Source organism: Stenotrophomonas sp. CFBP 13718 (assembly GCF_014842145.1).
Taxonomy (GTDB): domain Bacteria; phylum Pseudomonadota; class Gammaproteobacteria; order Xanthomonadales; family Xanthomonadaceae; genus Stenotrophomonas.
The window spans coordinates 69,912-94,790 of the sequence record NZ_JACYVC010000006.1 but is presented as its reverse complement, the minus strand read 5'-3'; the positions used below and the strand labels follow the sequence as shown (position 1 = coordinate 94,790).

Here is a 24,879-nt window from a genome sequence, read left to right as displayed (position 1 = left end):
GCAGTAGGCGTTTCAGGCGTTCTCTACGATGAGCCGTACAACGCTAGGGCTCAACGGATCTTCTTCCTTGGTCGCCCAGTTGATAAAGCAAGACCCCTCCAGGATGCTCAACAGCAGGAACGCTTTGTGCTTGGCTCCGCTGCCTTCGGGAACCTCGTTTCGCTCGATGCCTTGCTCTAGCGCTCTGGAGAGCCAGCTCAACTGCATGCCGAAGAAGCGTTGCGTTAGCTGCTGCAAACTCAGCGGTAATGCCGACATTTCGGCAGCTAGGGCGCCGCAAAGCGGGAGGAGACCGCCGTCGGCGCTCGACCTGAACATGTGGAGGAAGGCTTCGAGGCGGCCGATAACATGCCCGTGCTGCATCTCAATCCGCCCCAGTTCGACTCGAACGCGCTCGATGTACTCCTCCACGAGTGCCTTGCCTAGATCCTCCTTCGTCGGAAAGTGATGATGGATGCTTGCCTTTCGGATGCCCACCGACTCTGACAGATCCGCGTAGCTAAACGCGGAGTAGCCGCGTGTACGCATCAGCTGCTCAGCAGTCCGAATCAGTGCTTCGCGTGTGCCAAGGGCCATCAGTTCTCCTCAGGTTCCAATCTCTAAACCACACCTTACCTACCTCCTGGTAGGTAGTCAACAGTTGCATGCGTGTCCCATACTCGGCACCACGACGCGCCGCTTTTGTGTGCCCTGGTGCGACCCACAGACAGCCGTGCAGCGTGGAATTGTGAGAGAGGGAAGCAAGTGCGACAAATAGTCGCGGAGGCTCAATTTGGCGGCAGCCAGCGCCTGCGTCCTCTTCGCATCCCTTAGTATCGGGGCTGTGCGCCCCCTTGCCCTCCACCGCTGGACCCACACCTTGGCATGCCTATCGATGCTGCTATTGGTTGTCGCTCCATTGATTAGCCGGGCGATTGCGCACCCGTTGCTCAGTGCGACACACGCACCCGATACACATGCAAGGCATCATTCGTACGTAGAACCAATGGCACCCAAGGCGGCTGATTCGCATCACATGGGGCATGGCATTCACCACGCCATGCCAATGGTGTCGGAGTCTTCGGATACAGCAGTTTTTGACACAACACCATCGCAGAAGTCAGCTGACCCACATGCCGAGCACGAGATGGGCGTGGACTGCGAATACTGTCTGATCGCTGCGCGGATGATCAGCCTGCTCGTGGCGCTGCTCTTGGCGATGGCCATCTGGTCGGCGGTCTTCCGTGCCCTGTTCGGCTTGGTCGATAGACGGCGTATCCGTGTTCCGGGCACGCTTGGGGCCCGCGGCCCACCGTCTGCCCTCACCTGCTGATCCAGCCCGCGACCTGAGGCGCAATGCGCCTTCTAGGTAGTGCACGTCTTTCTCGCTCCCCAATGGACCTGAGGCAAATAGACGCGGACCTGGAAGCTGCCCTCCCCTACTGACACCCGGCTCAAGCGCCGGCTCTTCTGCTTGTCTCGGCCCTCCTCTGGCCGCGGCATATTGATGTTGTGGAAAATGAAAAAACTTCTCTCTACACGCCTGCTTACCGAAGCCATCGTGGCCGCAATCGCCTGCACCGCGCTAACTCCATCACTGGCAGCTGCTGAGGACGGAACCGTGCTAACCCTGGGCACCGTGCAGGCGCGCTCCGCTGCCGAACGCGAGCTCTCAGCGCGTTCCGTATTCACCTCTGTGGACATCATTGGTGGCGATCTGCTGCAACAGCAGAAGGTCGACCATAGCTGGGAGCTGCTAATGAACGCACCGGGTGTGCAGGTCACCCAGTTCAAGATGGGCTCCGATGCCGGCCGCTTTTCTTTCCGCGGTTTCAATGGCGAAGGTCGCATCAATGCGGTCAAGCTGCTGATTGATGGCATCCCGAGCAACGACAATGCAGGCGGCATGCCTTACTTGGATGCAGTTTTCCCACTGGATATCAGCGCGATGGAGATCGTGCGCGGGACCAACGACGCGCGGTACGGCCTGCACGCTATCGCCGGTGACGTTAACGTACTCACCCGCCGAGGCGGCAACGATGGCCAGCTTAGCGTGACCGTAGGCAGCTTCGGCACCGAAGATATTCAACTGGCGAAGGCATTTGAGACTGGTGCCTGGTCGCAGAACTACTTCGTTGGTTGGCGTGGCACGGACGGTGAGCGCGACCACGCGAATGGCACGCAGCGCAGCTTCGCCGGCAAGTGGTTCTATGCCGACCCAGACGGCCAATGGCGCGCTGGCCTCACCAGCCGGTATTACAAGAACACCGCACTGGAAGCCGGCTACCTCAGCTACTTGGAAGCGCGGGCCAATCCGAAGCAGTCGCCCGATTACGCCCGCGATGATCGCAGCGAACGGGAGACAGTCCAGACCGCGTTGCATCTCGACGGCACGCTAGGCACTGACTGGAGCTGGAACGCAAAGGCCTACCAGAATGACTACCGCAATCAGCGCTGGGTAACCTTTACCGCTGGCGGCGCGCAGCAGGAGCGCTTCAACGACGAAACCCACCGTGGGCTTATCCTCAACACCACTTGGCGCCCTACCACGACCCTTGCCGAGTTCGTGCTGGACGCAGGCGTAGATGGACAATGGCAGGACAATAAGGCTCGTCGCTATCGCACCGTGGTGCGCGAACGCCAAGCTACGCTACGCGATTGGGATTTTGACCTCGACACCCGCGGCGCTTACGTGCAGGCCGTGATCAGGCCGATCGACGCACTAAAGATCGTGCCAGCCTACCGCGTGGACCGAATCTACGGCGACTTCCTCAACGTGGCTGCCGCCACACGTGCGCCGGTCTATGGCTACGGTCTGATCAAACAGCCTAAGTTGAGCGCGTCCTATGACCTAGGAGCGACCACGATCGCGTATGCCAACTGGGGCCGCACATTCCAGATCGGCAGTGGCAATGGCGCCTACCGCGCTCAGAGCGGCAACCTGTCCCCCTCGATCAACGAAGGCTGGGAAACCGGCCTCAAGTGGACTCCCGTACAAGGCCTACAGGCCCGCTTGGCCTACTGGGAACAGCGCGCATCGGACGAAGTGGCAACCGTCCTTGGCGTCAACGGGGCAGTGGGCAGCAATGAAGTTAGCAACGTGGGTGAAACCCTTCGCCGTGGCTGGGATGCCCAGGTGACATGGCAGGCAAATGAGCAGTGGCGCGCTTGGGCTTCCTACTCGCGGCAGAAGGCTGTGATTGAGGCACCGGACCCGGGTTCGCCGCAGACCCGTGGTCGACAGATCGAGAACGTGCCAAATTGGCTGGCCAGCGCAGGCTTGGAATATGCGCCCAACGCCGACTGGGCTTTCAGTGCTTGGGGCAATGGCCAAGGTGACTACTTCGTTGAGCGCACCAATACACTAGGCCGCTACGGCGGCTACGCCCTGTTGAACCTGAGCGCGACTTACCGTCTGGATGAGCGAAACAGCCTTGCCTTGCAGCTGAAAAATGCCACGGACCGATTTTATGTATATGCCTGGTACGACAGCGGCTCTTCCGGATACTCACCAGGCGATGGCCGCGCGGTTTACCTGAGCTGGACTCGGGAACTCTGACATGGACGCCACCCCAACTGCACGCCAGCCGGAACGACGGCGTTTCTATCCCGCGGTGTGGCGGTGGCACTTCTATGCGGGGCTGTTCGTGCTGCCTTTCATCGTCTGGCTGGCACTGACGGGCGCCGTCTATCTCTACCAAAAGCCCATCGACCGCTGGGTGCACCGCGACTTGAAGGTGGCAGGGACGTCTCAGGGTGCGCCTGCACTCCCCAGCGCCCATATCGCCGCGGTAACCGCTGCCACCGCCGGGACAGCGTTCCGATATACCATGCCAGAGCGCGGCGATGGTAGCGTCGAGATCGGAACGCTGGAACCTGACGGGCGGCGCGAGGTCTATTACGTCGATCCCAGTTCGGCACGAGTGCTTGGGCACTTGCCGGAGAAGGGCACGTTCTCGGGCATCGTGCGGCGGTTGCACAGTCTCGATCTCCTAGGCGACTACGCCAGCGCATTGATCGAGATCGCCGCTGGCTGGTCCATCCTGCTTGTGCTTACTGGCGTCTACCTGTGGTGGCCACGGGGGCAAAAGAGTGGGATTACTACCGTGCGTGGCCGGCCGGCCCAGCGACTGTTCTGGCGCGACCTGCACGCGGTGACAGGCATCTGGGTCGGACTAGTGCTGCTGTTTCTTGCAATGACCGGCATGCCGTGGTCGGTGATATGGGGCAAGCAGGTCAACGCATGGGCCAACGGGCAGGACTATGGCTACCCTGCCGGCGTGCGGGTGCAGGTGCCAATGTCCCAGCAACGCCTAGCCGATACCACCGCACCCACCTGGTCAATGGAACAGGTGCAGCTGCCGGTGTCGGCCCCGCCACACGATCGGCACGGCCCTGCCGACAAACATACCGGGCACGAAGCACACGGGGCTGGTGCACTCGGCGACCTGTCACCCCAGCTGGGCGCCATCGGCATCGACGCAGCCGTGCAGCGGTTCACTGCGCTTGCGCTCGCACCTGGCTATAGCGTGTCGCTGCCGCGTGGCCCGACGGGCGTGTACACCGCCTCGGTTTACCCAGAAGAACTGGCCGACCAGCGGGTGGTGCACCTGGACCAGTACAGCGGCCAGGTGCTGCTGGACATGGGCTATGCCGATTACGGCGCGTTGGGGCGCGGGCTCGAATGGGGCATCAACGTGCACTTGGGTCAGGAGTACGGCACGTTCAATCGCCTGTTGTTGATCCTTGCCTGCGTTGGCATCGCGCTTCTGTGCATCAGCGGCGCAGTGATGTGGTGGAAGCGCCGGCCGCTTGGCGGAACTGGAGTGCCACCACTACCGAAGGAACGGCGGACCGTGACCATCGTGTTCGCGCTGCTGTGCGTGGGCGGCTTTCTGTTCCCGTTGGTAGGGCTTTCGCTGCTACTAGTCGGGGTCGTTGATTTCGTTGTTAACTGCGGCCGGCGCGTTCCAAGTAGACCCCTGAACTGATGCGGACTGCGGGCCTTTCTATCACCCGGATTACGGGTATTCCGGGAGCACAGCTCCCAATTCTTGGAGGAATCATTGATGAGAAGACTCGCCCTCACCTCGCTGTTCGCGACGGCCCTGTTGCTCACTGCCAACCTGGCTTCGGCTAGTGAGTCGAAGAATGTTCCGTTCTCGTTGCCCGAGCTGCCCTACGCCAATAACGCCTTGGAACCGGCGATCGACGCGCGGACGATGGACATCCACCACAATGGGCATCACAGGGCCTACGTGAACAACCTCAACGCCAAGGTAAAGGACTACCCCGCCTTGGCCACGACTTCGTTGGAAGATATCCAAGCCAGCGTGTCGCGGTATGGCGCCGCGGTGCGCAACAACGCCGGCGGTCATTACAACCACAGTCTGTTCTGGACGTTGATGGCCCCGGTGGGTAAAGGCGGCAGCCCGTCCCCGGTGCTGAAAGCCAAACTCGTGCAGACCTTCGGCTCCAAGGAAGCGTTTCAGACCAAGTTCGCCGAAGCGGCGACCAGAGTATTCGGCTCGGGCTGGGCCTGGCTCATCCTCAAGCCGGATGGCTCGCTCGCCATCACCACCACACCCAACCAGGATAATCCGCTGATGGACGTGGTCACCGAACGTGGCACGCCGCTGCTGGCGTTGGATGTCTGGGAGCACGCTTACTACCTGCACTATCAGAACAAACGCGCCGACTACATCAAGGCATGGTGGCCAATGGTCAACTGGAACCAGGTCAACGCGCGCTATGACGCCGCCACTGGCAAGCGCTGAAGGTGAAGCCACAGTCCCGCGAAGTCAGTGAGGTAGCTTGCCCTTTCAGAGATCGTGCATCACTGGGGACTGGCGGTCCATTCAATCAGCGGGACCAAGAATCAGCCGTTTCCTGCTCGCGTTAAATAAAACGCACGCGGGAGGCCCAAAGATCCGAGCGCATAAGAAAGGGCCGCCCAAGGTCGGCCCACAACTTTTCGAAGGTTGACACGACCCGGCTAGGCTCACATGCCAGCGCCCCCTCATTTTTCCTTAGCCCGCTAGTTTGCTTGGTGCTTGGCGCTAGGACTGGTTCACGCAGCCGCTCATAGCTGATAACAACTAGATGTGAAACGCCGCACCTGCCGACAACGTCGGCGAGCTCACCCTGATCCGCAACGCAGTGAGCAGACTGGCGAGGAGCATCACCGCCCCAGCCACGGTGAGGGCTGCAACGATGCCGCCCAGCCCAAACACGAGACCGCCCAAGGCGGCGCCCGCTGCGATGGAGGACTGCACAGCAGCGACCACCATCCCGCCGGCACTCTCGGCCTGATCCGGCACCGCACGTGCAACCCAAGGACCATCCCGTCCAGTGTTTGGAAACGATAGATGCCGCTCCACTAGGCGACACCGTGAACGGGACAGACATGTGACCGAGCGACCATGCCGTGCCAAGCGCCGTGCTCTGCCACGGATGCATGGTGTTCGATCTGGGGGCATGCAAGGGTTGAGCAAGGTGATGCCGGCGGTGATGTTGGCCGATGGCAACGCCGCTCAGTTCATTGGGCTGTTGCCGATGGTCAACGCGATGAAGCGCAAGGTGTGCTTCGGACGTAATGGCTTTGCGGGCATACTCGCCCGGCTGGCGGATGCAGTCGCCGCCATGATCGTCCGTGACCGGGTTGAGCGCGGTTGCGACGGACCATCAGGCCTGGTCATGCCATGCGCGACCCTAGACTATCGCTGTCGTTGCTTGCCCTGCACAGAGACCCTGAGCGTGACTGGACCGTCGCAGCGCTGGCTGCGGAATCTAACATCTCACGGCGTCTCTTTGCAGACCGGTTCCAGACCGCCATCGGAACCGCGCCCCTGCGATACATGGCTGAGCTTCGAATGCAGTTGGCGAGTCAGTGGCTGATCCACCAAAGCCTGTCCATCGAAGTAGTGGCAGAGCGTCTGGGCTACGCGTCGCAGGCAGCGTTCAGTCGCGCCTACAAGCGCGTCATGGGACACCCTCCTGGCGCGACTCGTAGGGAACGCCACTAGTTCCAAGAGCGTCCCATTGGCGACATCAAGCAACGCTTGCGCAGCAGCCACCGCCTTGGTGCCGGCATCGGCGAGGCCTTCGTGCATGTGTTAAGAAGCTGCCTTCGCCGTGCCCTTCTTGGCGGGCTTCCGAATCGGCTTGGCCTTGCTCGCCTTCTTGACCGCCTTGGTCACCTTCCTAACCGCCTTGGTTGGCGATTTGGTCACCGCGCCATCGGCCGCCGGGAACTTTGCCCCCGGGTTGGCCTTGGCCCATGCTTTGCCGTCGGCAGACTTGGCCCACGTGGCGAAGGCCTTGGGGGTCAGGCCACGGCCCGCCCATGTCTCACCGCTGGGAAGACGATACTTCGCGGCGACTTTGCCGAGCTTGCGGCCCTTCAACGATCCAGTGCCCGCCTTGGGCGCGCGCGCCGGCTGGGTGTCGATCGACTCTCCGATGAGTTTGGCGACCTGCCGCCGCTGCGCGGGAGTGAGGACCTTCGCATACCTTTGGAGCACTGCGAGCGCCTTGGGCACCTCTCCGTCGCGTTTCTCGACCAGTTTTTTCTGGGCTTCCAGCTGTTTGATCTCAGCATCGAGCGATTTGAGGGTGGTGAAGGCCAAGGGGATTGCTCCGTTCAGGGTCAGCAGGGTTTATAGCCCATCGGCGGGGCGAAGGACAACGCATGTCGGATCCTCCGGCCAACTTTGATCCCACGAGGACAGCCTTGCTCAGCCGCGCGGCGCCAGTCCGAACTGAATCCTTGCCAATGAGAACCATCCTGAAGAAATACCGGCGATAGGGTTGACCCGGTTTAACCTGTTTTGGCTTAACACCGCCACACCTTCTATGCCTCTTTGTGGAGCTGAGCGACTGTCAGGCAGCCGGCACTGCACTGGAATGTCTTCCAGTTATCCAGCGGCTTCATCGTGCCAGCCCGCACTTCCCCCCAACATATCCCTCTTGCTTGACGAAAACCGGGTTAGAACGAACAAGCAGTGCGGCGGCGAGGCAAATCCTTTCGCGATCTCATGCCCTCTGTAAACCGCTTCCATAGCGGCTCTCAGACCATACCAGCGGGACTTCTTAATGGGGATCCCCAGGGCACGTCCGGCTCACCTACAATGCGTCATCTGGGGAGTCCGGCGCACCCCCATCCGTTATGCTGTCAGCGCACACGCTGCCGGCCTCTGTTTTGCTTTGACCGAAGGCACCATGATCAAGCACCCGCAACCCGCAGCACCCACCACCGAAGCGCCAAAGGCGTCTGACACCCTTCTAGCGAGCTTTATCTGGAAGAACGCTGAGGATCTGTGGGGCGACTTCAGGCACACCGACTTTGGCAAGATTATCTTGCCTTTCACGCTGATGCGACGACTGGAGTGCGTGCTCGAACCCACCCGAGAACAGGTTCGCGAGGTGCACACCAAGTTCAAGGACAAGGGGCTGGACACGGATCTGATCCTGCGCCAGACCGCCGGCCTGCCCTTCTACAACACGTCGCAGTACTCCCTGGCCACACTGGGCGCGACAAAGACGAAGTCGAATCTGGATGCGTATGTGGCGGCGTTCTCGGACAACGCCCGCGTCATCTTCGACCAGTTCAATTTCACCGACACCATCGCACGCCTCGCGCGAGCGGACATCTTGTTCAAGATTTGCCAGAACTTCGCCAATACCGACCTCCACCCGAACGTCGTACCTGACCGGGTGATGTCCAACATCTACGAGCACCTGATTCGCCGATTCGGTTCCGAAGTCAACGAAGCGGCCGAGGACTTTATGACGCCGCGCGACGTGGTCCATCTGGCCACAACACTGTTGCTCGACCCTGACGATGCCCTGTTCCGCAACAACCCTGGCCTGATCCGCACGCTCTACGACCCAACCTGCGGCACCGGCGGCTTCCTCACCGACGCCATGAACCACGTCGATGGTTTCTCGGCCCAAGGCAAAGCACCGCCCGTACTGATCCCCTTCGGCCAAGAGCTTGAGCCCGAGACCCACGCTGTCGCCCTCGCCAACATGCTTTTGCGCCGCCTTGAAACGGAGCCTTCGCGGGATCTGTCGGCCAACATCGCGGGACCCAAGTCCACGCTCTCCCAGGACGCCTTCGCAGAGCAGCGTTTCCACTACTGCCTGTCCAACCCTCCCTTCGGCAAGAAGTGGGAGAAGGATCAGGCGTTCGTGGAGCGCGAGGCTAAAGAAAAGGGTTTCAAGGGCCGCTTCGGCGCCGGTACGCCGCGAGTTTCCGACGGCTCCATGCTGTTCATCCAACATCTGGTCAGCAAGCTTGAGCACCCACGCAAGGGCGGTGGCCGCGCAGCCATCATCCTGTCGGGCTCGCCTCTGTTCACCGGCAACGCTGGCCAAGGCGAAACCGAGATCCGCCGCTGGTTGCTGGAAAATGACTACATCGACGCAATAGTGGCGCTTCCCACCGACATTTTCTTCCGCACCGGCATCGGTACGTACATCTGGATCCTGACCAACAACAAGCCTGCCGCTCGCAAGGGCAAGGTCCAGCTAATCGACGCTACTGGCATGCACAGCCCCATGCGTAAATCCGAGGGCAATAAGCGCCGCTACGTCAGCGACGAGCAGATCCAGGATATCGCGCGGCTCTACTCGGATTTCGTGCCGAACGAGAACGTCCGGATCGTGGACTACCGCGATTTCGGCTACCGCCGTATCAAGGTCCAGCGGCCGCTGCGCCTGACCATCCAGATCAATGAGGAAACCTTGGCTGCTATAGCGGCAAGCAAGCCCTTCACCAAGCTGGATGATACTGAGAAGTCGGGCTGGCTGGACCTCCTGGGTAAGCATCTCGGCGAGACTCATCCCTACGCTTGGCTCGCGACGTTGCCTGCTGCCGCGAAGAAGGCTGGACTGGGCAAGGTTGGAAAGCCATTGGCCAATGCCATGGAAGCCGCGCTGGGTGTGCGCGATCCAGACGCCCCCGAAGTTCAGGATGAAGAAGGCAACCCACTCGCAGACAAGGAGCTGGAAGACTTCGAGACTGTGCCGCTGAGTCAGACGCTCGGCGACTACATGGACGCAGAAGTCCTGCCGCATGTCGCCGATGCATGGGTGGATGCCGAATACACAGACGAGCGCGACGGACAGGTGGGAAAGGTCGGCTACGAGATCAACTTTAGTCGCTATTTCTACAAGCACGTCCCGCCGCGCAACCTGCACGAAATCGATGCAGAGTTGAAGGCAGTCGAGGCCGAGATCGCGGCGCTTCTGGAAGAGGTGGCGGAGTGAGCTCTGTTTCCGAGGACAGTCGAGTGGTGTGGAGAGAGCCGCTCCCGAAACACTGGAAAGCGATTGCGCTTCGCAGAGTCGCTTCTCTGAAGAGCGGTGAGAGCATCTCTGCAGATTCTATTTCTCTAGATGGTGATTACCCGGTTTACGGAGGAAACGGTGTTCGTGGCTTTACATCCACTTTCACTCATGAGGGTCACTTCGCACTCATCGGGCGGCAGGGAGCTCTTTGCGGAAACGTTCATGAGGTAGAGGGGAGGTTATGGGCCTCAGAACACGCCGTGGTGGTAAGTCCCACGACTGATCTAGATGTGCGCTGGCTATGTCACGTACTCAGAACAATGGATTTGAACAGGTACTCAACGGCTGCCGCACAACCTGGAATTTCGGTCGACGCAGTATCCTCGTTAAAACTTCCGTATCCACCGACGCAGGAGCAGAAGAGGATTGCGAATTTTCTTGATCGTCAAGTCGGCCGAATCGACGCCTTGGTGACCAAAAAGACTCGCTTCATCGACCTGCTACGCGAGAAGCACCAGGCCCTGATCACGCATGCCGTGACCAAGGGGATGGATCGTGGCGCGCCGATGAAGGATAGCGGCGTGGAGTGGCTGGGCGAGGCACCCGCGCATTGGAAAGCTCATCGGCTGGCCAATGTGTTCCAAGAGGTGACGAGGACCGGCCACCCAGACCTCCCCGTTCTCTCCATCTCCATCCACGATGGCATTTCGGACGACGAACTTGACGATGCAGAGCGCAACAGAAAGGTAACGCTCATTGAGGACAGAACTAAGTACAAAAAGGTTGTTCCAGGGGATCTTGCCTACAACATGATGCGGGCTTGGCAAGGAGCTTTTGGAGCGGTTGGTGTAGCCGGCCAGGTAAGTCCTGCCTATGTTGTTGCAGCGCCAAAGATTCCTATGAACACCAGCTACGTCGAGCTGCTGCTGCGAACTCCGATGGCAATCGAAGAAATGCGCCGATTTTCTCGCGGCATTGCCGACTTTCGTAGTCGGCTCTATTGGGAGAATTTCCGTAACATTCGGATCTGCCTTCCTCCTCGTGAGGAGCAAGATCACATTCTATCGACGCTAACCGCAAGAACCACTCGCATTGACACCCTGATCACTAAGACCGAGCGCTCGATCGAGCTACTGCGCGAACATCGCACTGCCCTCATCACCGCTGCCGTCACTGGCAAGATTGATCTACGCCCTGCGGCCTAAGGACAAGCCATGCACCCTGCTTTCAGCGACACCGCCCACCGCGAACGCTACTTCGAGGACTACATCGTCAAGCAACTCGCTGCGCGTGGCTGGCAGGTGGGCACTAGCTCGGGCTATGACCAGAACTACGCGCTGTACCCCGAGGATCTAATACGCTGGATCCAGGCCTCTCAGCCCAAGCGCTGGGAGAAGCTGGTTGCCGGCAACGGCGAGAAAGCAGCGGCCACGCTTATGGACCGGCTCGCTCAAGCCTTGGAGAAGGACGGGACCGTTCATGTCCTGCGCCGCGGCATCAAGCTTGCCGGCGCAGGCGAGATCAGCCTGAGCGAAGGCCTACCCGAGGACGAGCGTGACCCATCAGCCTGGGAGCGCTACACCGCCAACATCCTGCGTGTCGTGCCACAGTTGAACTACCGGCCCGCCAGTACGCTTGCCATCGACCTTGTATTCTTCATCAACGGTCTGCCCGTCGCCACCGTTGAGGTCAAGACCGACTTCACACAGTCGGCCGATGCCGCGGTGGAACAGTATAAGAACGATCGCCTTCCACAGGATCCGTCCACCAAACGTGTCGAGCCGCTGCTCACCTTCAAGCGTGGTGCCGTCGTCCACTTCGCGATGTCAGACAGCGACATCCAGATGGCCACCAAGCTCGATGGCAAGAACACGTACTTCCTGCCCTTCAATCAGGGGCGCGATGGGCACGCGGGCAATCCCGTGCGTAACGATGGCGAGTACCCGGTGGCGCACTTCTGGGAGCAGGTCTGTCAGCGCGACAACTGGCTGCGGATCTTCCACAGCTTCGTGTATACCGAGAAGAAGGATGTGGTCGACCTGGCCGGCAACCACCGCAGGAAGGAAACGCAGATTTTCCCGCGCTTCCACCAGTGGGACGCGGTTACGCGCATGATCGATGACGCGAAGACCCACGGGCCTGGCCTCTCGTATTTGTGCGAGCACTCGGCTGGCTCCGGCAAGACCAGCACCATTGCGTGGACCGCCCATGACCTGATACGCCTGCGCACCGCTGCTGGCGCCAATCTCTTCCACTCGGTCATAGTGGTCACGGACCGCACCGTCTTGGACAAGCAGCTGCAAGACGCTGTCCAGCAGATCGACCATCAGCACGACATGATCGCGGCCATCGGTGACAAGAACACCGGCGAAAGCAAGTCCAACGAGCTGGCCAAGGCGCTAGAGCGTGGCACTCCGATCATCGTGGTGACGATACAGACGTTCCCGTATGCGATGGAACAGATCCTGACCAACGGCAAGCTCGCCAATCGCAACTTCGCGGTCATTATCGACGAAGCACACACGAGCCAGACCGGCACTGCGGCCTCCAAGCTTCAAGCGACGCTGGCACTGCGCGATACCAAGGAAATGGAGGGTCTGACCGTCGAGGAACTGCTCGAGAAGATCCAGTCCTCGCGCGTGCGCCCCAGCAATGTCAGCTACTTCGCGTTCACGGCAACACCCAAGCACGCCACGTTGACCCTGTTCGGCCGCCGGCCCGACGCGAGCCTACCCGCGAGCAAGGATAATCTGCCCGCATCGTTCCATAAGTATCCTATGCGGCAGGCCATCGAGGAAGGCTTCATTCTCGACATACTTAAGGGCTACTTGCCGTACAAGACGGCGTTCAATCTGGCGGAGCCGACCAAGGATGGCAAACGGGTGGACAGCAAGGCCGCCAAGCGTGCGCTGGCCAAGTGGCTCTCGCTGCACGCCACCAATGTCGTCCAGAAAGTCGAGTTTATCGTTGAGCACTTCGCCGCCAATGTCGCCCCCCTCCTCGGGAATACAGCAAAAGCGATGATCGTGACGTCCTCGCGCGCCGCCGCCGTGCGTTACAAGCGTGCGTTCGACGCTTATATCGAAGACAACCCGCAGCACAAGGCCTACAAGGCCTTGGTGGCGTTCTCGGGCTCACTGACAGGCCAGGAGGTCAAGCACCCTGCCGACGATCAGGTGAAAGATGACCCTTTCGCCGCGCAGGACGATGAGCAGTTCACCGAGAGCTCGATGAACTCGAACCAGTATGGCTCAGATTTACGCAATGTCTTTGATCGCCCCGAGTTCCGGGTGATGATCGTCGCCAACAAATTCCAAACGGGGTTTGATCAGCCGAAGTTATGCGCGATGTATTTGGACAAGAAGATCGCTAATCCCGTGGAGATCGTCCAGACGCTGTCCCGGCTCAACCGCATCGCGCCCGGCAAGGACACAACATTCGTCGTCGACTTCATCAACGACCCGAAGTCGGTCCTCGATGCCTTCGCCAAGTACGACGCAGGAGCGCAGATCCAGAACGTCCAGAACCCGAACGTTGTCTACGACCTGCAGGGCGATCTGGATAAGGCGGGGATCTATACGCGAGCCGACGTGGATGCGTACACCGCTGCGCGCTTCAAGTCGGCAGCCGCTTACGCAGCTGGTGAACAAGCGCAGCACAAGGAACTGTACGCTGCCACCAGCGGGCCTACAGAGCGCTTCAACGATCATCTGAAAGCGGCCCGTGCGGCGATCTTGGCGGCAGAAGCGGCCTATGAGGCCACCAAGTCGCAAGGCAATGCGTCGGGCATGAAAGCGGCCGATGCCCGCCGCACTCAGTCAGCCGAAGCGCTCCAGATCCTGCTCGACTTCAGGTCAGGGCTAGCCCGGTTCGGCACGTTGTACACCTACGTGGCACAAACCATCGATTTTGGTGATGCCGCGCTGGAGGCGTTCGCCAGCTTCGCCCGCCTACTATCGAAGCGCCTAGACGGCGTCCCGCCGGATCAGGTCGACGTGTCGGCCCTCCTGCTGACCGGCTTTGACATCAAGCCGCGGGACAAACCCGACTCCGGCCAGACAGATGCGGACAGTCTGATCCTCAAGCCGCTCGGGCCTGGTGGTGGTGGACAAGCCGCCCTGCCCGTGTACCTGCGCCAGATCATCGAACGTCTCAACTCGATCTTCGGGGACGCCACGCCACTGACGGACAAGGTCGCACTCGTCAACCACTTGGCCGACATCGTTCGCGAAGACGCCAATACTGTCGCCCAGATTAAAAACAATCCGCGGGATGTCGCCATGAACGGCAACATCAAGGGGTCCGTCCAGGCGGCCTTGGTCCGAGCACTGGGCTCGCACACCGAGCTGGCTACCCAAGTATTGAAGAACGACAAGCAAGCGCTGGCACCACTCGTTGGGTTGCTCTACGAGATGGTCAAGGCAGGCGAGAACATCGATCGGGCGGAGCTGGGAGCTTGAACTGTCTGACGCGCGCCCTGATGCGACGGGTTCTCAGGCAGTCTGGCTAGCTCGTCAAACATTGTCAGTGATGTCGGCGTAGGACCCTCGGGAGATCGGATCCCGGTCGGACTTTAGGGCCGGGACTACTAAACGACCGAAGTACCGGGAAGCCCCTCCGGGCTGCTAAGTGGTGAGGCCATACTTCCTGCAAAAGCGGTAGACCGCGGAACTACTTACCCCAAGCTCCCTGGCCAACTCAGCCCGACTCACCACCTTCAAGCGGGCCCGGATGTGGCCCTGGCCCAGCCCGCGCAACGTCCGGTTCTCCGGCCTCTTCAAGGATCGGGCCAAGCAGAGCGTCCGCCGGTCCAGGCTGATCGTTGCTGGCGAAACCCCCAAGTGCTTGGCCACGTCTGCAGACGTCAGTCCGGTCTGGACCAGCTGTTGCACCTGCTGACGACGTCCGGCGAGCTCGCGAGTTTGGTAGGCGCGGAACGCCTGCTGCCCGGAGCCAGCCAAGCCGTGACGCCGGACGAAGCGGTTCACGGCTTGGTGGGTGACGCCTAGGCGTTGAGCCAGGGCCCGCTGAGTCACCCCTTCGTCCAGCAAGGATTGGACATGGGCCGGCGACCGGCCGCCGAGGAAGCCTTTGCGTGAGCTCATCGAACCATCGCCGCCAAGTCGTCCTGGATTACCGAGGGCGACACACCCAGCGCTTGCGCAATGGACTCAGGTGTCAGGCCTGAGGTCACACCGGCGCGAACCGCGTATCGGCGCTGGCGCGCATAGGCTTGGCGACGCGCCTCCGGGTCGAGGGGCATGGCATCGGACGGGTCTACCCGTTGGGCGTGCTCGGTTTGATCCCCCTCACCAAACGCTTGACGGTGCGCGGCCAACGCGTCGTCCAGCTCGGTGCCGTAGGGTGTGCTTCGCCGTGCAGCGTCGTAGATGGCCTGAATGTCTGGAGGCATGGGCAGCAACTCAATGCCGCCGCTATTCGACAGCGCGCTTGGGGCAAACAAGGTGGAGCACACGCGACTCATTGCCTCGCTCCGCGCGCGACAATGCATGCACCCAAGCCGACCACAAGCAGGAAGAGCCCTACCGGCCACGCACCGACGGTGCCCACCGCCGCAACCATCCCCAGGAAAGTGACGCCCACCCCAAACAAGGCGGCGTGGATGACGAAGCGGCCGTAGGTTCGGCCGTATCGCTCTCCAGTCAGCACGCGGAGCCATGCAGCCTTCGCCTTCCGGAAGCGGTTGAGGGTCCAGGACGGCACAGTGAGCATCAGCCCCAGCAGCAATACCAGCAGAAGCGCGCTCATCATTGACGTTCACCCCGGGCAGTGGACATCAGGTTTGCACGGCAAACCAAGGCCTGACCCCAGTGGCTTTGCTGCACGAACCAAGCGTTCGGCCGGGCCGGCGGATGGCCAGGCCTGGCCCACGCCCGGGTTCCGACTCCAAGAACAGAGGAAGGGACGTTGAACAGCGACCTCATCAGCGTTGCCCCTCAACCGGAACAACCCGGGTCTTGCTGCCCCTCCCCGTCAGGAACACCTTTTCCCCGGTGCGAATCGGCAGGTCATCGACCTGGACGATGGCAATCACCTTGCCGCTCTCCAATGCTCGGACATACACCTCCACGCCTCGGCGACTGCTCATGCCGTTCTGGATCGCAGTGCCGGCCATACCACCGATAGTCCCTGCCGCAATGCGGGCGGCGCTGCGGTAGTCGCCTTTGACCTCGAGGGCGGCACCGTAGCCGACGGCCGCACCTATAGCGCTTCCAGCGTTCAGGCGTTTGTCGCTCTTGATGTCCACCGAGCGGACCATCAGGACCTCACCCAGACGGGCGTTCTGGACGGACAGGGCTTCAGATGTGCCGTAACGGCGGGCGGAGGTGGAATCGGCAGCAGAGGCCGTCAGCGGGAGCAGGCTGGCGAGGGCCAGGGAAAGGATGAGTGCGCGCATAAATGCTCCTTGGTGTGGGTTGATATACCCATAACAAACAGATGGAGATCCGCAAGGGGCTCAGACAAGGAAAAGGCGGCTTTCGCCGCCTCCTCTTATCACTTACAAACATCGCCCAAGTTGAGATCGGACGCTGTGGCGTCTGCCCCCTCTCCTCGGACACAGACGACGAGCGTCGTCAGACGCGGTAGACCGCCGGACCGTGCAATCAGCCGGGTCTTTGAGCCGAGCGGGTCTTTGACAACCACCAGCGAACGACCGGAGGTCGTAGCACTTTCGACGAAGGGCCCTTCCAGAGGGATCTCACCGTCGAAATCATCCCAAGGCATTCCGCCAGATTTCAGAAGAGCAGGAATGCTGTCAACGGTCGCGTCCTTGGGCAAGTTAATTTCGCCTACCAGGTGTGAAGGGTCAGAATGGACGGCACCGCGCGACTGCCCATCGTCCGACTTGGATCCGATAGAGCATCCAGACCCGAACAACAGCACGCCGGCAATCATGGGACAAGAGATGATGCGCATACAAACTCCTTTTTTGTGTAGGTAGATATACCCATAACAAATGAACGGAGTTGCGCAAGAGGCTCAGCCAATGAAAAGGCGGCTTTCGCCGCCCATAACTACGCCACAGCCTTCAAGTGCTTCTTTTTCGGACGCTGTAGCCGGATCAGATTTTTCAAGTTGGACTGCAAGCTAACAAGATTGCATCCTGACCTTCGGACCGAGTCCGCCAGACCATATTCCCAGAACGCCACCGAGACCGAGATCCCCCGTCCCTTCAATCGGTTGATCGCGGGTAAGTAGTCCGCGTCTCCGGCCACGATGATCACTTCGTCGCCGGCCTCGTAGCTAATGAAGCTGTCTGAAATCAAGTCGGCTACCAGGGCAGTATCGACGCCCTTCTCTTTGTCTTGCAGGCGCTTCACAAAGCTCGGAACGAAGCCTGCCTTTGAAGTTTCAACGATCAACGCGTGTCTTTCAGCAGCGCTTCCAAATGATCCGTAGATTCGCGCCGCCTTGGGCTGCTCTCCGAACGACAGCATTTCCTGCAAGGCTTTGTAGTTGCATACCGCGCCCCCCAACTGCCAATGTGCAGACCCTAGGAGCTCGCGCGCGGTGGCCCGCAGGTTGCTGTCGTCAACGTAAATAAGACTTGCCATACTCCCTCCAAATGCTCTGTTACTTCATGCATACCAGAGCATTCGAGTTCCGCAAGATCGGAAATGAAGAGGGCGGCCTAAGCCGCCCTTTGCTCCGTCTCCTCTTTGATGCAAGCGTAAAAAGCTTGAGAAAAAGCCACCGCTTAGTGAGTCGAAATCGAGAATCCCTAACTAGGCGGTCTTTTCCATCCAGCCAGGATTTGCCCTGACTTACCTATATCTATCTCAAAAATGCGAATGAACAAGCCCCACCAGCGTCAAGCAACCTGGCGTTCCTTGCGTCGCGATGGAGACCTCCGGCCAGCTTCAGCCTCCCGCCCCTGCTCCATGTCCTGCTCCTTCTTGACCTGCGGCAGCGATTCGCGTTCAAACGCCTTGATGTCGAGATAGGTCATGACCTTCTCTGCTTCGCTTGCCGCACGGAACAGGGTCTTGGGGTCGTCGGCCAGGGCCTTCATCCAACTCTGCAGGTAGGCGGCGTGCTGCCCTTCGTGTTCCCTGCCCACCCCAATCCCGAGGCGCTCGGAAATGAACAAACTTGAGAGCTCGGCTACCAGTTCCTCTTTGGCGTAGTCCTGGCTGCCGAACCGACCGGTCTGGTCGCGGTCGAGCCGGTGCTTCGCGCCGGTCCAATGGGCCAGTTCGTGGAGCAGCGTGGCCTGGTAGCTCACGTCATCGCTGAAAGTGTGGTGCTTCGGCAGGTGAATCGAATCCGCGGCGATGGAGTAGAAAGCCCGGTTGCCTCCGTCGTGATGAAGTTTTGGCTGGTGTTTGTCCAACAACTCCCGGACACGCAGATTGCGGATCGACTCGGGCATGACGAAGGGCGGCGGGGGCTCGGGCATGCCGTCGATCTGGCTGGCATTGAACACCGTGGCGACGAATACTGATGGGCCGCGATAGCCCTTCTCTTCGCCTCCAACGGCGGGCTGCTCACCGTCTTCCGCCTTGGCCGTCTTGCTGAAATCCCAGTAGGCGATCTGCTGGCCCTTCTCGCCGCGCCTGACCTGAGCCCCTCCGATGCCGGCCGCTTGCTTATAAGTCAGCCAACGGCTGTCCTCGTATCCATGCACCAGTTGGGCGCCGCGCAGGATCAGAGTGTTGCTGCCCCGATAGGCCTTGCCCGAGGTTGGGTTCCACGGCCCATTGATCGAGCCAGTCTGCGGGGCGTTAGGGTCGTTCCAAGGCCGGCGCCAAGGGATGGTGCCTTGCTTCATGAGGTCGAGCATGCGCTCGGCGGTGGCCTGGATGAGATCGGAATACTTGGACATGCGGGTTGCCTCAAATCTTTTTCAACCGCCTGCGCCTCTTAAAACAGGTGGTCGTGGGTGGATGGGTTAGAACTCGATGTGTAGCGTCAGGGTCTTGCGGCGATAGAGCGCTTTCCGGACCAGTTCGGCGATATCGTTCTCGCTTCGCAGTCCCTCGTCGCCATCGCTGCCTGGCATGATGTGAAGGCCAAAGGCGGACTGCACGATGAGGTATTGCGGATCAAACTCGGGGCCTTCGGGGCCTTCCAGGTCAGCGGCGGTGATCGCCTCCTCGTGGAACGCGTCGTCGGGGATGGATGGGATGAGCGGTTGCATGGGGGCTCCTTTTTTGGTTGGGATACCCCCTTGCAATAGCGCACCTGCGGCGGATGTAAAGCCCTAGGCGGCCTCTGCCATCGGCGTGCCTGACAAGAGGGCGATTGCTTCCAGTGCCTCTTTGCTCAGAGGGTCACCCAAGGGGACACCTTCATCCGAGGGGGGTTGGAGAGCGCCGCCCTCCATTCGAGGCTTCAGCCCTCCCACGCGCAGGTTGACCCAGCGCTCGGCCTTGGCGCTCTTCGAGGCCTTCTTCTGCTTCTGCTGAATGCCCGGCATGCGTTCGCGCACGCGCTTCCAGAGCTCCTCCGCGCCCACCGGCTTACGGCCCAACTCATCCAGCACGTAGTTGCGGTAGTCGTCGTAGATGTCATTCTTGTCGGTCCACGTGCCGTCTTCCTCGATCACCATGCGCTCGGCGAAGTAGGAAGCCGTGGTGTCTGTTTCCTGTCGGGTCTGCTCGGCAAGCGCCTTGACGGCTTCGGGCATTTCCTCGGGCAGGCCGCCACGCTCGATGAGGCGCAGAGCTCCTTCCAGAAGCCAATCGATGATCACGGCCATTTCAGTCGGGTCTTCGGTCAGCTTCTTGTGGAAATCCGGATCGCGGTCCTTGTCGTTCTCGGCCAGGCGCACGTTGAAGGGAATCATGCAGATCTTTCGCCAGAAGCCGTGCTCGTGGCTCGTGACCGAGAACATGGCGTTCAGAGCAAGGAAGAGCGTGCCCCGCGGCACCGTGGTGTAAGCGTCCTTGCCCTTGTTCTCGGCAGACATAGGGTCGCGCGAGATGAGTGCCTTCATGACCTGCTGGATGGCGTCGGAGAGGACTTTTGGAGTTTCCGTGGCGAGATAAAGCGTCTTCCCGGTCAACGGGGCTACAGAGAACTGCCCATCCAACTTGTCAATGCGGACGGCCGTGTTCTTGGGGTGGATGGCGCGGAGGACGTGAAGCAAGGTGCTCTTCCCGTTGCTGCCGCTGCCCAGCAGCAGAAAGGCCTTCTCCAGACACATCGGCATGACCGAAGAAGCCATCGCCTCCTGAAGCAGCCCCCGCACGGCCATGTCCGGCATGAAGCGGTCCAGGTATTTGGCCCAGCGGGACCTGGGATCCAACGGCTTGGGCGTGTAGCGGCCCGACTCCACTTGGTCGAGATTGAGCTTCGCCGGAACCACGGAGGTAATCCCGTGCTTCGGGTCGGCCGGCAGGTATTCGATGTAGGCGTTCTTGTTGGCGTCCTTGAGGATCTCCAAGTAGCCCCCCTTCAGCGGCACGATGGCGCGATGCTGGCTCTCGGGCAGCTTCATGCTCGGCAAACGGATCATCTCCAGGATCGCGGTTCTGACGCAGCTGGCCGCGCTGCTCTGCTTGGCGTCTTCAGGCGCGTTCTTGCGCATCCAATCCAAGGCGTGGGCCTCAGCTTCCCGAGTGGCTTGCATGGCCCAGATGCCTTCGACCTCATCCCACTGATACAGCGAAATATCGAGCTCGCCGTTGTCCATCTTGCCGCCAATGCGGAACTGGTTGCCGCGTCGCATGTCGTCGGCATAGGCCAACTCGAACGAGAGGTCTTCGCCCACGATGCCCAGATCATCCGCGGCGTCGTTGGGGTTGGCGTCGGCCCCAAAGGCCTTGCCCTTTTTCTTCGGAGCCTGATCAACGGCGTCGCCGTTGGCCTCCCCGCGCTTGACAGCGCCAGTGTTCGCTTTACTCTTCATCTTGTAATCCTTGGTTGTAAACGCCCCGGTTCGCACCCGGGGTTTTTTATGCCGCTTGACTGGGTCGATGCACCCACTCTTGAAGCGCCTGACGCATGGCTTCGGAAGGGGTTTGCCCACGGGCCACCGCCGTCTCCTCCACCAACGCCTTAAAACTTTTGCTGACCCGGGCCTTCAACAACTCGTCCCGTGTGGTCTTTTCGCGTTTCGTCTTCACTGCCTGCTCCGTCTCTTGATTTGTGGTCCAGTTGTGACCACAAATCCATCTAAGCAGGCTTTTCAGAACTGGCAAGGCTTGGTGCTGGCGAATGTTCTTTTCTGCCCCCCCCCCAACTCCAGAAATCCATTAAAGCGTGAACCAGTTAAATGTTTTACTTGGGAGGTAGCAAGTGCTTGTTACCCAGTTGTTACCCTTCAAACCCTTATGTTTGTTGGTGGTAACAGGCGGTAACAAGGTAACAAGTGGTTTAAGAGATCCACGCAAGAAAAACGCATTCTGCATCCCGCAACGTTCATGCATGCATCTGTCAGGAGCTATCGATTCACCTGTTACCCTGTTACCCCTTGTTACCTCCTTATGGCACAAGGCTTCCACGGGTAACAAGGGGGTAACACGCGCTTGTTACCTGTTAGGAAAAGGCAAGAGCAAATGCGGCTAAAGCAAAAACGGCCTTGGAAGTGAGAGGGCTGGCCTCCGGCCTGATCCCTTTAACCGTTTTACTCTTCGTTGGCCGCCCCAAGGTCAGCTGCCGTCACCGGGCCCACGCGTGCGAAGTCCAGCTCAAGACAGGTTCCGCGGATCAACCCTTCTTTCACTGCATGCTTCAGACGACGGGCGCCCTCATCCCCGTATGCAATCCAAGCCGGGCCTGCGGGCGGCGCATTTCCAACCTCGCCATTTGCCCGGTGGAACTTCAGGCGGCCCTGCTGAAATACCAGCGCGCTGACATTCGGGTGATTGATCACGAACCTCTGGAACCAAAGCGTTTCCGTCCGAGCGAACACCAGCGCGATTCCGCCGCCCGGATGATTGGCCATTTTTTCCATCCAGGCATCCTGCCCCCGACCGAACGGCGGGTTCATGAAAACGAAAGCGTCCTCGGGCCAAAGCGTCGCCAGGCCGTCATCGCTCGGCTTCAGCATCTGAGACGCCGTGGGCCACGGCATGCCTTCCTCAGGCGTGCACGGATCGAGATCGAATGGACCAAGGCCGCTGTAGCCGTCCTTGGGGCTGCCCCAGATCAACTCCGGCGGAGTGAGCCAGGTGTCGGTGCTCTCCGCGGCCGGCAGGCGGTCGTAACCGACCGTGGCGGCAGCAAGCTTGGTGGCGCGAGGGACCGATGTGTTCTTACGATGGTTGGGAAGACGCAGGGAGGAGGTCTCGGGGGTGCACAAAGTCGGGTTCATTTAGGGTCTCCAGATGCGAGCGATGCACGCGGTCGGTCCGCGAGTTCAGATGAGACGACGCGAGCTCATGGCGCGACGCCGTTGCGAGTAGGTCCAAGAGATAAAGGTCAGCGCAGCGTGGTTTCCAGCGCGTATCCGATGTCATCCAAGTCACTTTCCTCTACCTCCGGGGTCCATCCCGGATGACCATCGGCGGAGAGATCAGGGTCCAGACCAATCCCCCAGATGCTCCACGGTGCATACTCAAGATCAACCGGAGCGACGAGATCGAACTGATCGAGCGCGTCCTTCAAGGACGCTGCTTTGAACTCGAAGGTTTTGCTGGCCAAGCCGTGGCCGTTCACATGCACCGCGCGAGGCCAGGCGTGCAAGCCACGCGGCATAGAGATCTCATTCGCACGGTCAAAAGAGCGCTCAGGAACCTCCTTCAAGATTTCTCCCTTCAGTCCGGCGCACAAGCAGCGATCCATTCCCGTGGCGAAATAGTCGGCCCTCTTCTTCAGCCGCTTCGCAGCCAGCTTGGGATCAAGTGCGAGCAGCTCGTTGACCACTCCATCGGGAGTGGTGCCACGCAGCGGGATAAGGTAGGTAACGTCCACCTGGAAAGAGATGGAGACAAGGTAAAGACGCTTCATGGGGTTTCCTTTTTTCAGGCATAGCTTCGCTGGCACGGTCAGGAGGCCGCGTTTCACGAAGATGGGTTTGGGTGGGCCGATCTCGGCTGAGGATTTCTCTAGCCGTGCCAGGCAATCAAACGCTGGCGGCTTCGTGAGCGCCCAAGAAGCGATCCAAGGTGGCGATCTGCAGGGTGAGGACCTGATAGGCCTGAAGGCCCGTCAGGTCGCCGCAGGCCACCATGGCGACGGGGCTTACACCTTCGTCGAACTGGGCCAAGGCCTGCGGGAGCGCATCTGCGAGGACATCCGCCAATGCCTGTGGGGTGAGGAAGGCCCGATGATGACGGGCGACGGCGGGGTCAAGCTGGAGGATGATCGGGAGCATGGCGGCGGGTCCGTGTTGGTGTGGGAACAGAATCCCCCGATCCGGACGCAGTGATGGGCTAAAAGGGGGAGCTCCCCCTTTGCCCGGCTGACACGCACAAAAAAGCCCTGGTCTACCGGGGCAGGTGCATGAGCTCCAAGGCTGCGGCGGGAGCCGCGGCCCTCTCGACTTTCTCCACCACGCCTTTGGGCGGCGAGCAGCCGCCGCGTTCTTGCTACTTGCTTCTCGCCTCTCGCCTCTGGCTTCAGAAGCGAAAAGGCGGCGGCTTGCGGCGAGGTTGGGCCGGCGGGAGGGTCACGTCCAAGATCGCGGCGCGCACCTCGCTCATCTGCCCGGCAAGCTCCCGGCTCGCATCGGTCCATTGCTTCACCAACGTCTGGTAAGCGTCTTCACCGTCCTCCCTCCCCTCTTCGAGGGCAAGATGGGGGATCGCGCCTTGGACTTGGGCAAAGTGCGCTTGGAGCTCACTTTGGATGTCTCCCAGCGTTTTTGTGTATTGGTTCACCCACACATCTTTAAGCACCTGGTCGGCCCAAGGCTGCTGTAGCACGTGAGGCAAGGTCGCCGTCTGGAGCATCGCGATGCCTCGCTCGTCCACCTGCAACGCTCCGGCTTTGGATCGCCAGATGTGCAGAAACATTTCTCGCTCTTCCTCACTCCACTTCGACAAGTCCAAGGAAGAGACTTTGCCTTCGATCAGGGAAAAATCCACTTGGACCTCCTGCACGACCTTGAACCGTGTTTGGGGCGGCATCGGCACGCGCTGCCCCAATGGCTTGCCGGTTTCCCGGCTTTCACGCCAGCGGCGAAGCCGGGGATGAGCATCGGCCCATTCCAGCAATCGAGCGATGCCAATCGCGGCGTGGGTTCGGTCGTCCGGGAGCAACGGGCCCGTGGGACTGCCGCCTTTCGCAAACTCCCGAAAGACTTTCTGCGACAAGTTGAGCAACCCTGCTGCTTCCGCCGAAGTCCAAGGTTTTGGGCGGGTCGGCGATTTGCCCAACTTCTCGGCCCGCTGCTTCGCCCTTCTCAGCGCTAGCCGGCAAGCTTCCACGCGTGCATTCGTGTGATCGACGTGGTCTGAACCGACCGCGGAATGCTTCTGGATGGCTTCTGCCAACGCTTCCTCGGCAGCCACCCACGCCTTTTCGGCTTTAAGGGCTGGCTGATCCGCCTCCGCGAGGTTTTCAACATCCTTGATGAGCCGTTCCCAGGCCACGCCATGGCCGCTCTCGAACAGAGGGTTGTTCCAACCGCAGGTATTGCCGTAGCGTTCGATCAGCTTGTTCAGCGCTTCCTGCTTTGAGTCCAATGACATAACG

General features: G+C 60.4%; 22 protein-coding genes. 8 read left to right on the top strand and 14 right to left on the bottom strand.

Going from position 1 to position 24,879, the window contains the following annotated elements:
• Positions 1-12: 12 nt before the first annotated feature.
• A complete protein-coding gene (locus IFT58_RS11320; protein WP_192095008.1) occupies positions 13-576 on the bottom strand; it encodes a TetR/AcrR family transcriptional regulator in 564 nt (187 codons plus the stop codon).
• 409 nt (positions 577-985) lie between these two features.
• On the opposite strand from IFT58_RS11320, the gene IFT58_RS11315 reads away from it, so the two are divergent.
• From IFT58_RS11315 to IFT58_RS11300, 4 genes are all read left to right on the top strand, one after another.
• On the top strand, positions 986-1,312 hold the full coding sequence (locus IFT58_RS11315) for a DUF2946 family protein (protein ID WP_342029558.1): 327 nt from the start codon (positions 986-988) through the stop codon (positions 1,310-1,312).
• Positions 1,313-1,498: 186 nt separating this feature from the next.
• A complete protein-coding gene (locus IFT58_RS11310) occupies positions 1,499-3,538 on the top strand; it encodes a TonB-dependent receptor (RefSeq protein WP_249405674.1) in 2,040 nt (679 codons plus the stop codon).
• 1 nt (position 3,539) lies between these two features.
• Complete coding sequence (locus IFT58_RS11305) at positions 3,540-4,970, top strand: PepSY domain-containing protein (RefSeq protein WP_192095004.1); 1,431 nt, start codon at positions 3,540-3,542, stop codon at positions 4,968-4,970.
• Positions 4,971-5,048: 78 nt separating this feature from the next.
• The gene (locus IFT58_RS11300) at positions 5,049-5,756 is read left to right on the top strand and encodes a superoxide dismutase (RefSeq protein ID WP_192095002.1); all 708 of its coding nucleotides are present in this window, start codon (positions 5,049-5,051) and stop codon (positions 5,754-5,756) included.
• Positions 5,757-7,094: 1,338 nt separating this feature from the next.
• Here the strand turns inward: IFT58_RS11300 and IFT58_RS11290 are convergent.
• A complete protein-coding gene (locus IFT58_RS11290; protein ID WP_192095000.1) occupies positions 7,095-7,607 on the bottom strand; it encodes an H-NS family nucleoid-associated regulatory protein in 513 nt (170 codons plus the stop codon).
• Between the two features lie 592 nt (positions 7,608-8,199).
• Here IFT58_RS11290 and IFT58_RS11285 point away from each other — a divergent pair.
• The 3 genes from IFT58_RS11285 to IFT58_RS11275 are packed head-to-tail and all read left to right on the top strand — an operon-like array spanning position 8,200 to position 14,732.
• Positions 8,200-10,251, top strand: coding sequence for a class I SAM-dependent DNA methyltransferase (locus tag IFT58_RS11285; RefSeq protein ID WP_192094998.1), 2,052 nt, complete (start codon positions 8,200-8,202; stop codon positions 10,249-10,251).
• Positions 10,248-11,477: a restriction endonuclease subunit S gene (locus tag IFT58_RS11280; RefSeq protein ID WP_192094996.1), complete on the top strand. Its 1,230-nt coding sequence runs from the start codon at positions 10,248-10,250 to the stop codon at positions 11,475-11,477. Before IFT58_RS11285 ends, IFT58_RS11280 begins: the two co-directional genes overlap by 4 nt.
• Positions 11,478-11,486: 9 nt before the next feature.
• A complete protein-coding gene (locus IFT58_RS11275; protein WP_192094994.1) occupies positions 11,487-14,732 on the top strand; it encodes a DEAD/DEAH box helicase family protein in 3,246 nt (1,081 codons plus the stop codon).
• A 641-nt stretch (positions 14,733-15,373) separates the two neighbouring features.
• On the opposite strand, the gene IFT58_RS11270 is transcribed toward IFT58_RS11275, so the two are convergent.
• The 11 genes from IFT58_RS11270 to IFT58_RS11220 all read right to left on the bottom strand — a co-directional run bounded on the left by IFT58_RS11270 (position 15,374) and on the right by IFT58_RS11220 (position 23,190).
• On the bottom strand, positions 15,374-15,757 hold the full coding sequence (locus IFT58_RS11270; protein WP_192094992.1) for a hypothetical protein: 384 nt from the start codon (positions 15,755-15,757) through the stop codon (positions 15,374-15,376).
• Positions 15,754-16,041 carry a hypothetical protein gene (locus IFT58_RS11265; RefSeq protein ID WP_192094990.1) on the bottom strand — a complete coding sequence of 96 codons (288 nt, stop codon included), beginning with the start codon at positions 16,039-16,041 and terminating at the stop codon, positions 15,754-15,756. The genes IFT58_RS11270 and IFT58_RS11265 overlap by 4 nt, the downstream gene beginning before the upstream one ends.
• A 175-nt stretch (positions 16,042-16,216) precedes the next feature.
• Positions 16,217-16,690 carry a hypothetical protein gene (locus tag IFT58_RS11260; RefSeq protein ID WP_192094988.1) on the bottom strand — a complete coding sequence of 158 codons (474 nt, stop codon included), beginning with the start codon at positions 16,688-16,690 and terminating at the stop codon, positions 16,217-16,219.
• Between the two features lie 98 nt (positions 16,691-16,788).
• On the bottom strand, positions 16,789-17,211 hold the full coding sequence (locus IFT58_RS11255; RefSeq protein WP_192094986.1) for a hypothetical protein: 423 nt from the start codon (positions 17,209-17,211) through the stop codon (positions 16,789-16,791).
• Between the two features lie 98 nt (positions 17,212-17,309).
• A complete protein-coding gene (locus IFT58_RS11250) occupies positions 17,310-17,849 on the bottom strand; it encodes an NYN domain-containing protein (RefSeq protein WP_192094984.1) in 540 nt (179 codons plus the stop codon).
• Between the two features lie 257 nt (positions 17,850-18,106).
• Complete coding sequence (locus IFT58_RS11245; RefSeq protein WP_192094982.1) at positions 18,107-19,120, bottom strand: zincin-like metallopeptidase domain-containing protein; 1,014 nt, start codon at positions 19,118-19,120, stop codon at positions 18,107-18,109.
• Between the two features lie 66 nt (positions 19,121-19,186).
• Positions 19,187-19,435, bottom strand: coding sequence for a hypothetical protein (locus IFT58_RS11240; protein WP_192094981.1), 249 nt, complete (start codon positions 19,433-19,435; stop codon positions 19,187-19,189).
• Positions 19,436-19,498: 63 nt separating this feature from the next.
• The gene (locus tag IFT58_RS11235; RefSeq protein WP_192094979.1) at positions 19,499-21,148 is read right to left on the bottom strand and encodes a phage/plasmid primase, P4 family; all 1,650 of its coding nucleotides are present in this window, start codon (positions 21,146-21,148) and stop codon (positions 19,499-19,501) included.
• A 46-nt stretch (positions 21,149-21,194) separates the two neighbouring features.
• A complete protein-coding gene (locus tag IFT58_RS11230) occupies positions 21,195-21,365 on the bottom strand; it encodes a ribbon-helix-helix protein, CopG family (RefSeq protein WP_192094977.1) in 171 nt (56 codons plus the stop codon).
• A gap of 500 nt (positions 21,366-21,865) precedes the next feature.
• A complete protein-coding gene (locus IFT58_RS11225) occupies positions 21,866-22,555 on the bottom strand; it encodes a DNA N-6-adenine-methyltransferase (RefSeq protein WP_192094975.1) in 690 nt (229 codons plus the stop codon).
• A 107-nt stretch (positions 22,556-22,662) separates the two neighbouring features.
• Positions 22,663-23,190, bottom strand: a complete 528-nt coding sequence (locus tag IFT58_RS11220; protein ID WP_192094973.1) for a hypothetical protein — start codon at positions 23,188-23,190, stop codon at positions 22,663-22,665.
• A 133-nt stretch (positions 23,191-23,323) separates the two neighbouring features.
• Here IFT58_RS11220 and IFT58_RS11215 point away from each other — a divergent pair, with 133 nt between their 5' ends.
• The gene (locus IFT58_RS11215) at positions 23,324-23,611 is read left to right on the top strand and encodes a hypothetical protein (RefSeq protein WP_192094971.1); all 288 of its coding nucleotides are present in this window, start codon (positions 23,324-23,326) and stop codon (positions 23,609-23,611) included.
• 190 nt (positions 23,612-23,801) lie between these two features.
• Here IFT58_RS11215 and IFT58_RS11210 read toward each other — a convergent pair whose 3' ends face one another.
• The gene (locus IFT58_RS11210) at positions 23,802-24,875 is read right to left on the bottom strand and encodes a hypothetical protein (RefSeq protein ID WP_192094969.1); all 1,074 of its coding nucleotides are present in this window, start codon (positions 24,873-24,875) and stop codon (positions 23,802-23,804) included.
• Positions 24,876-24,879: the final 4 nt, after the last annotated feature.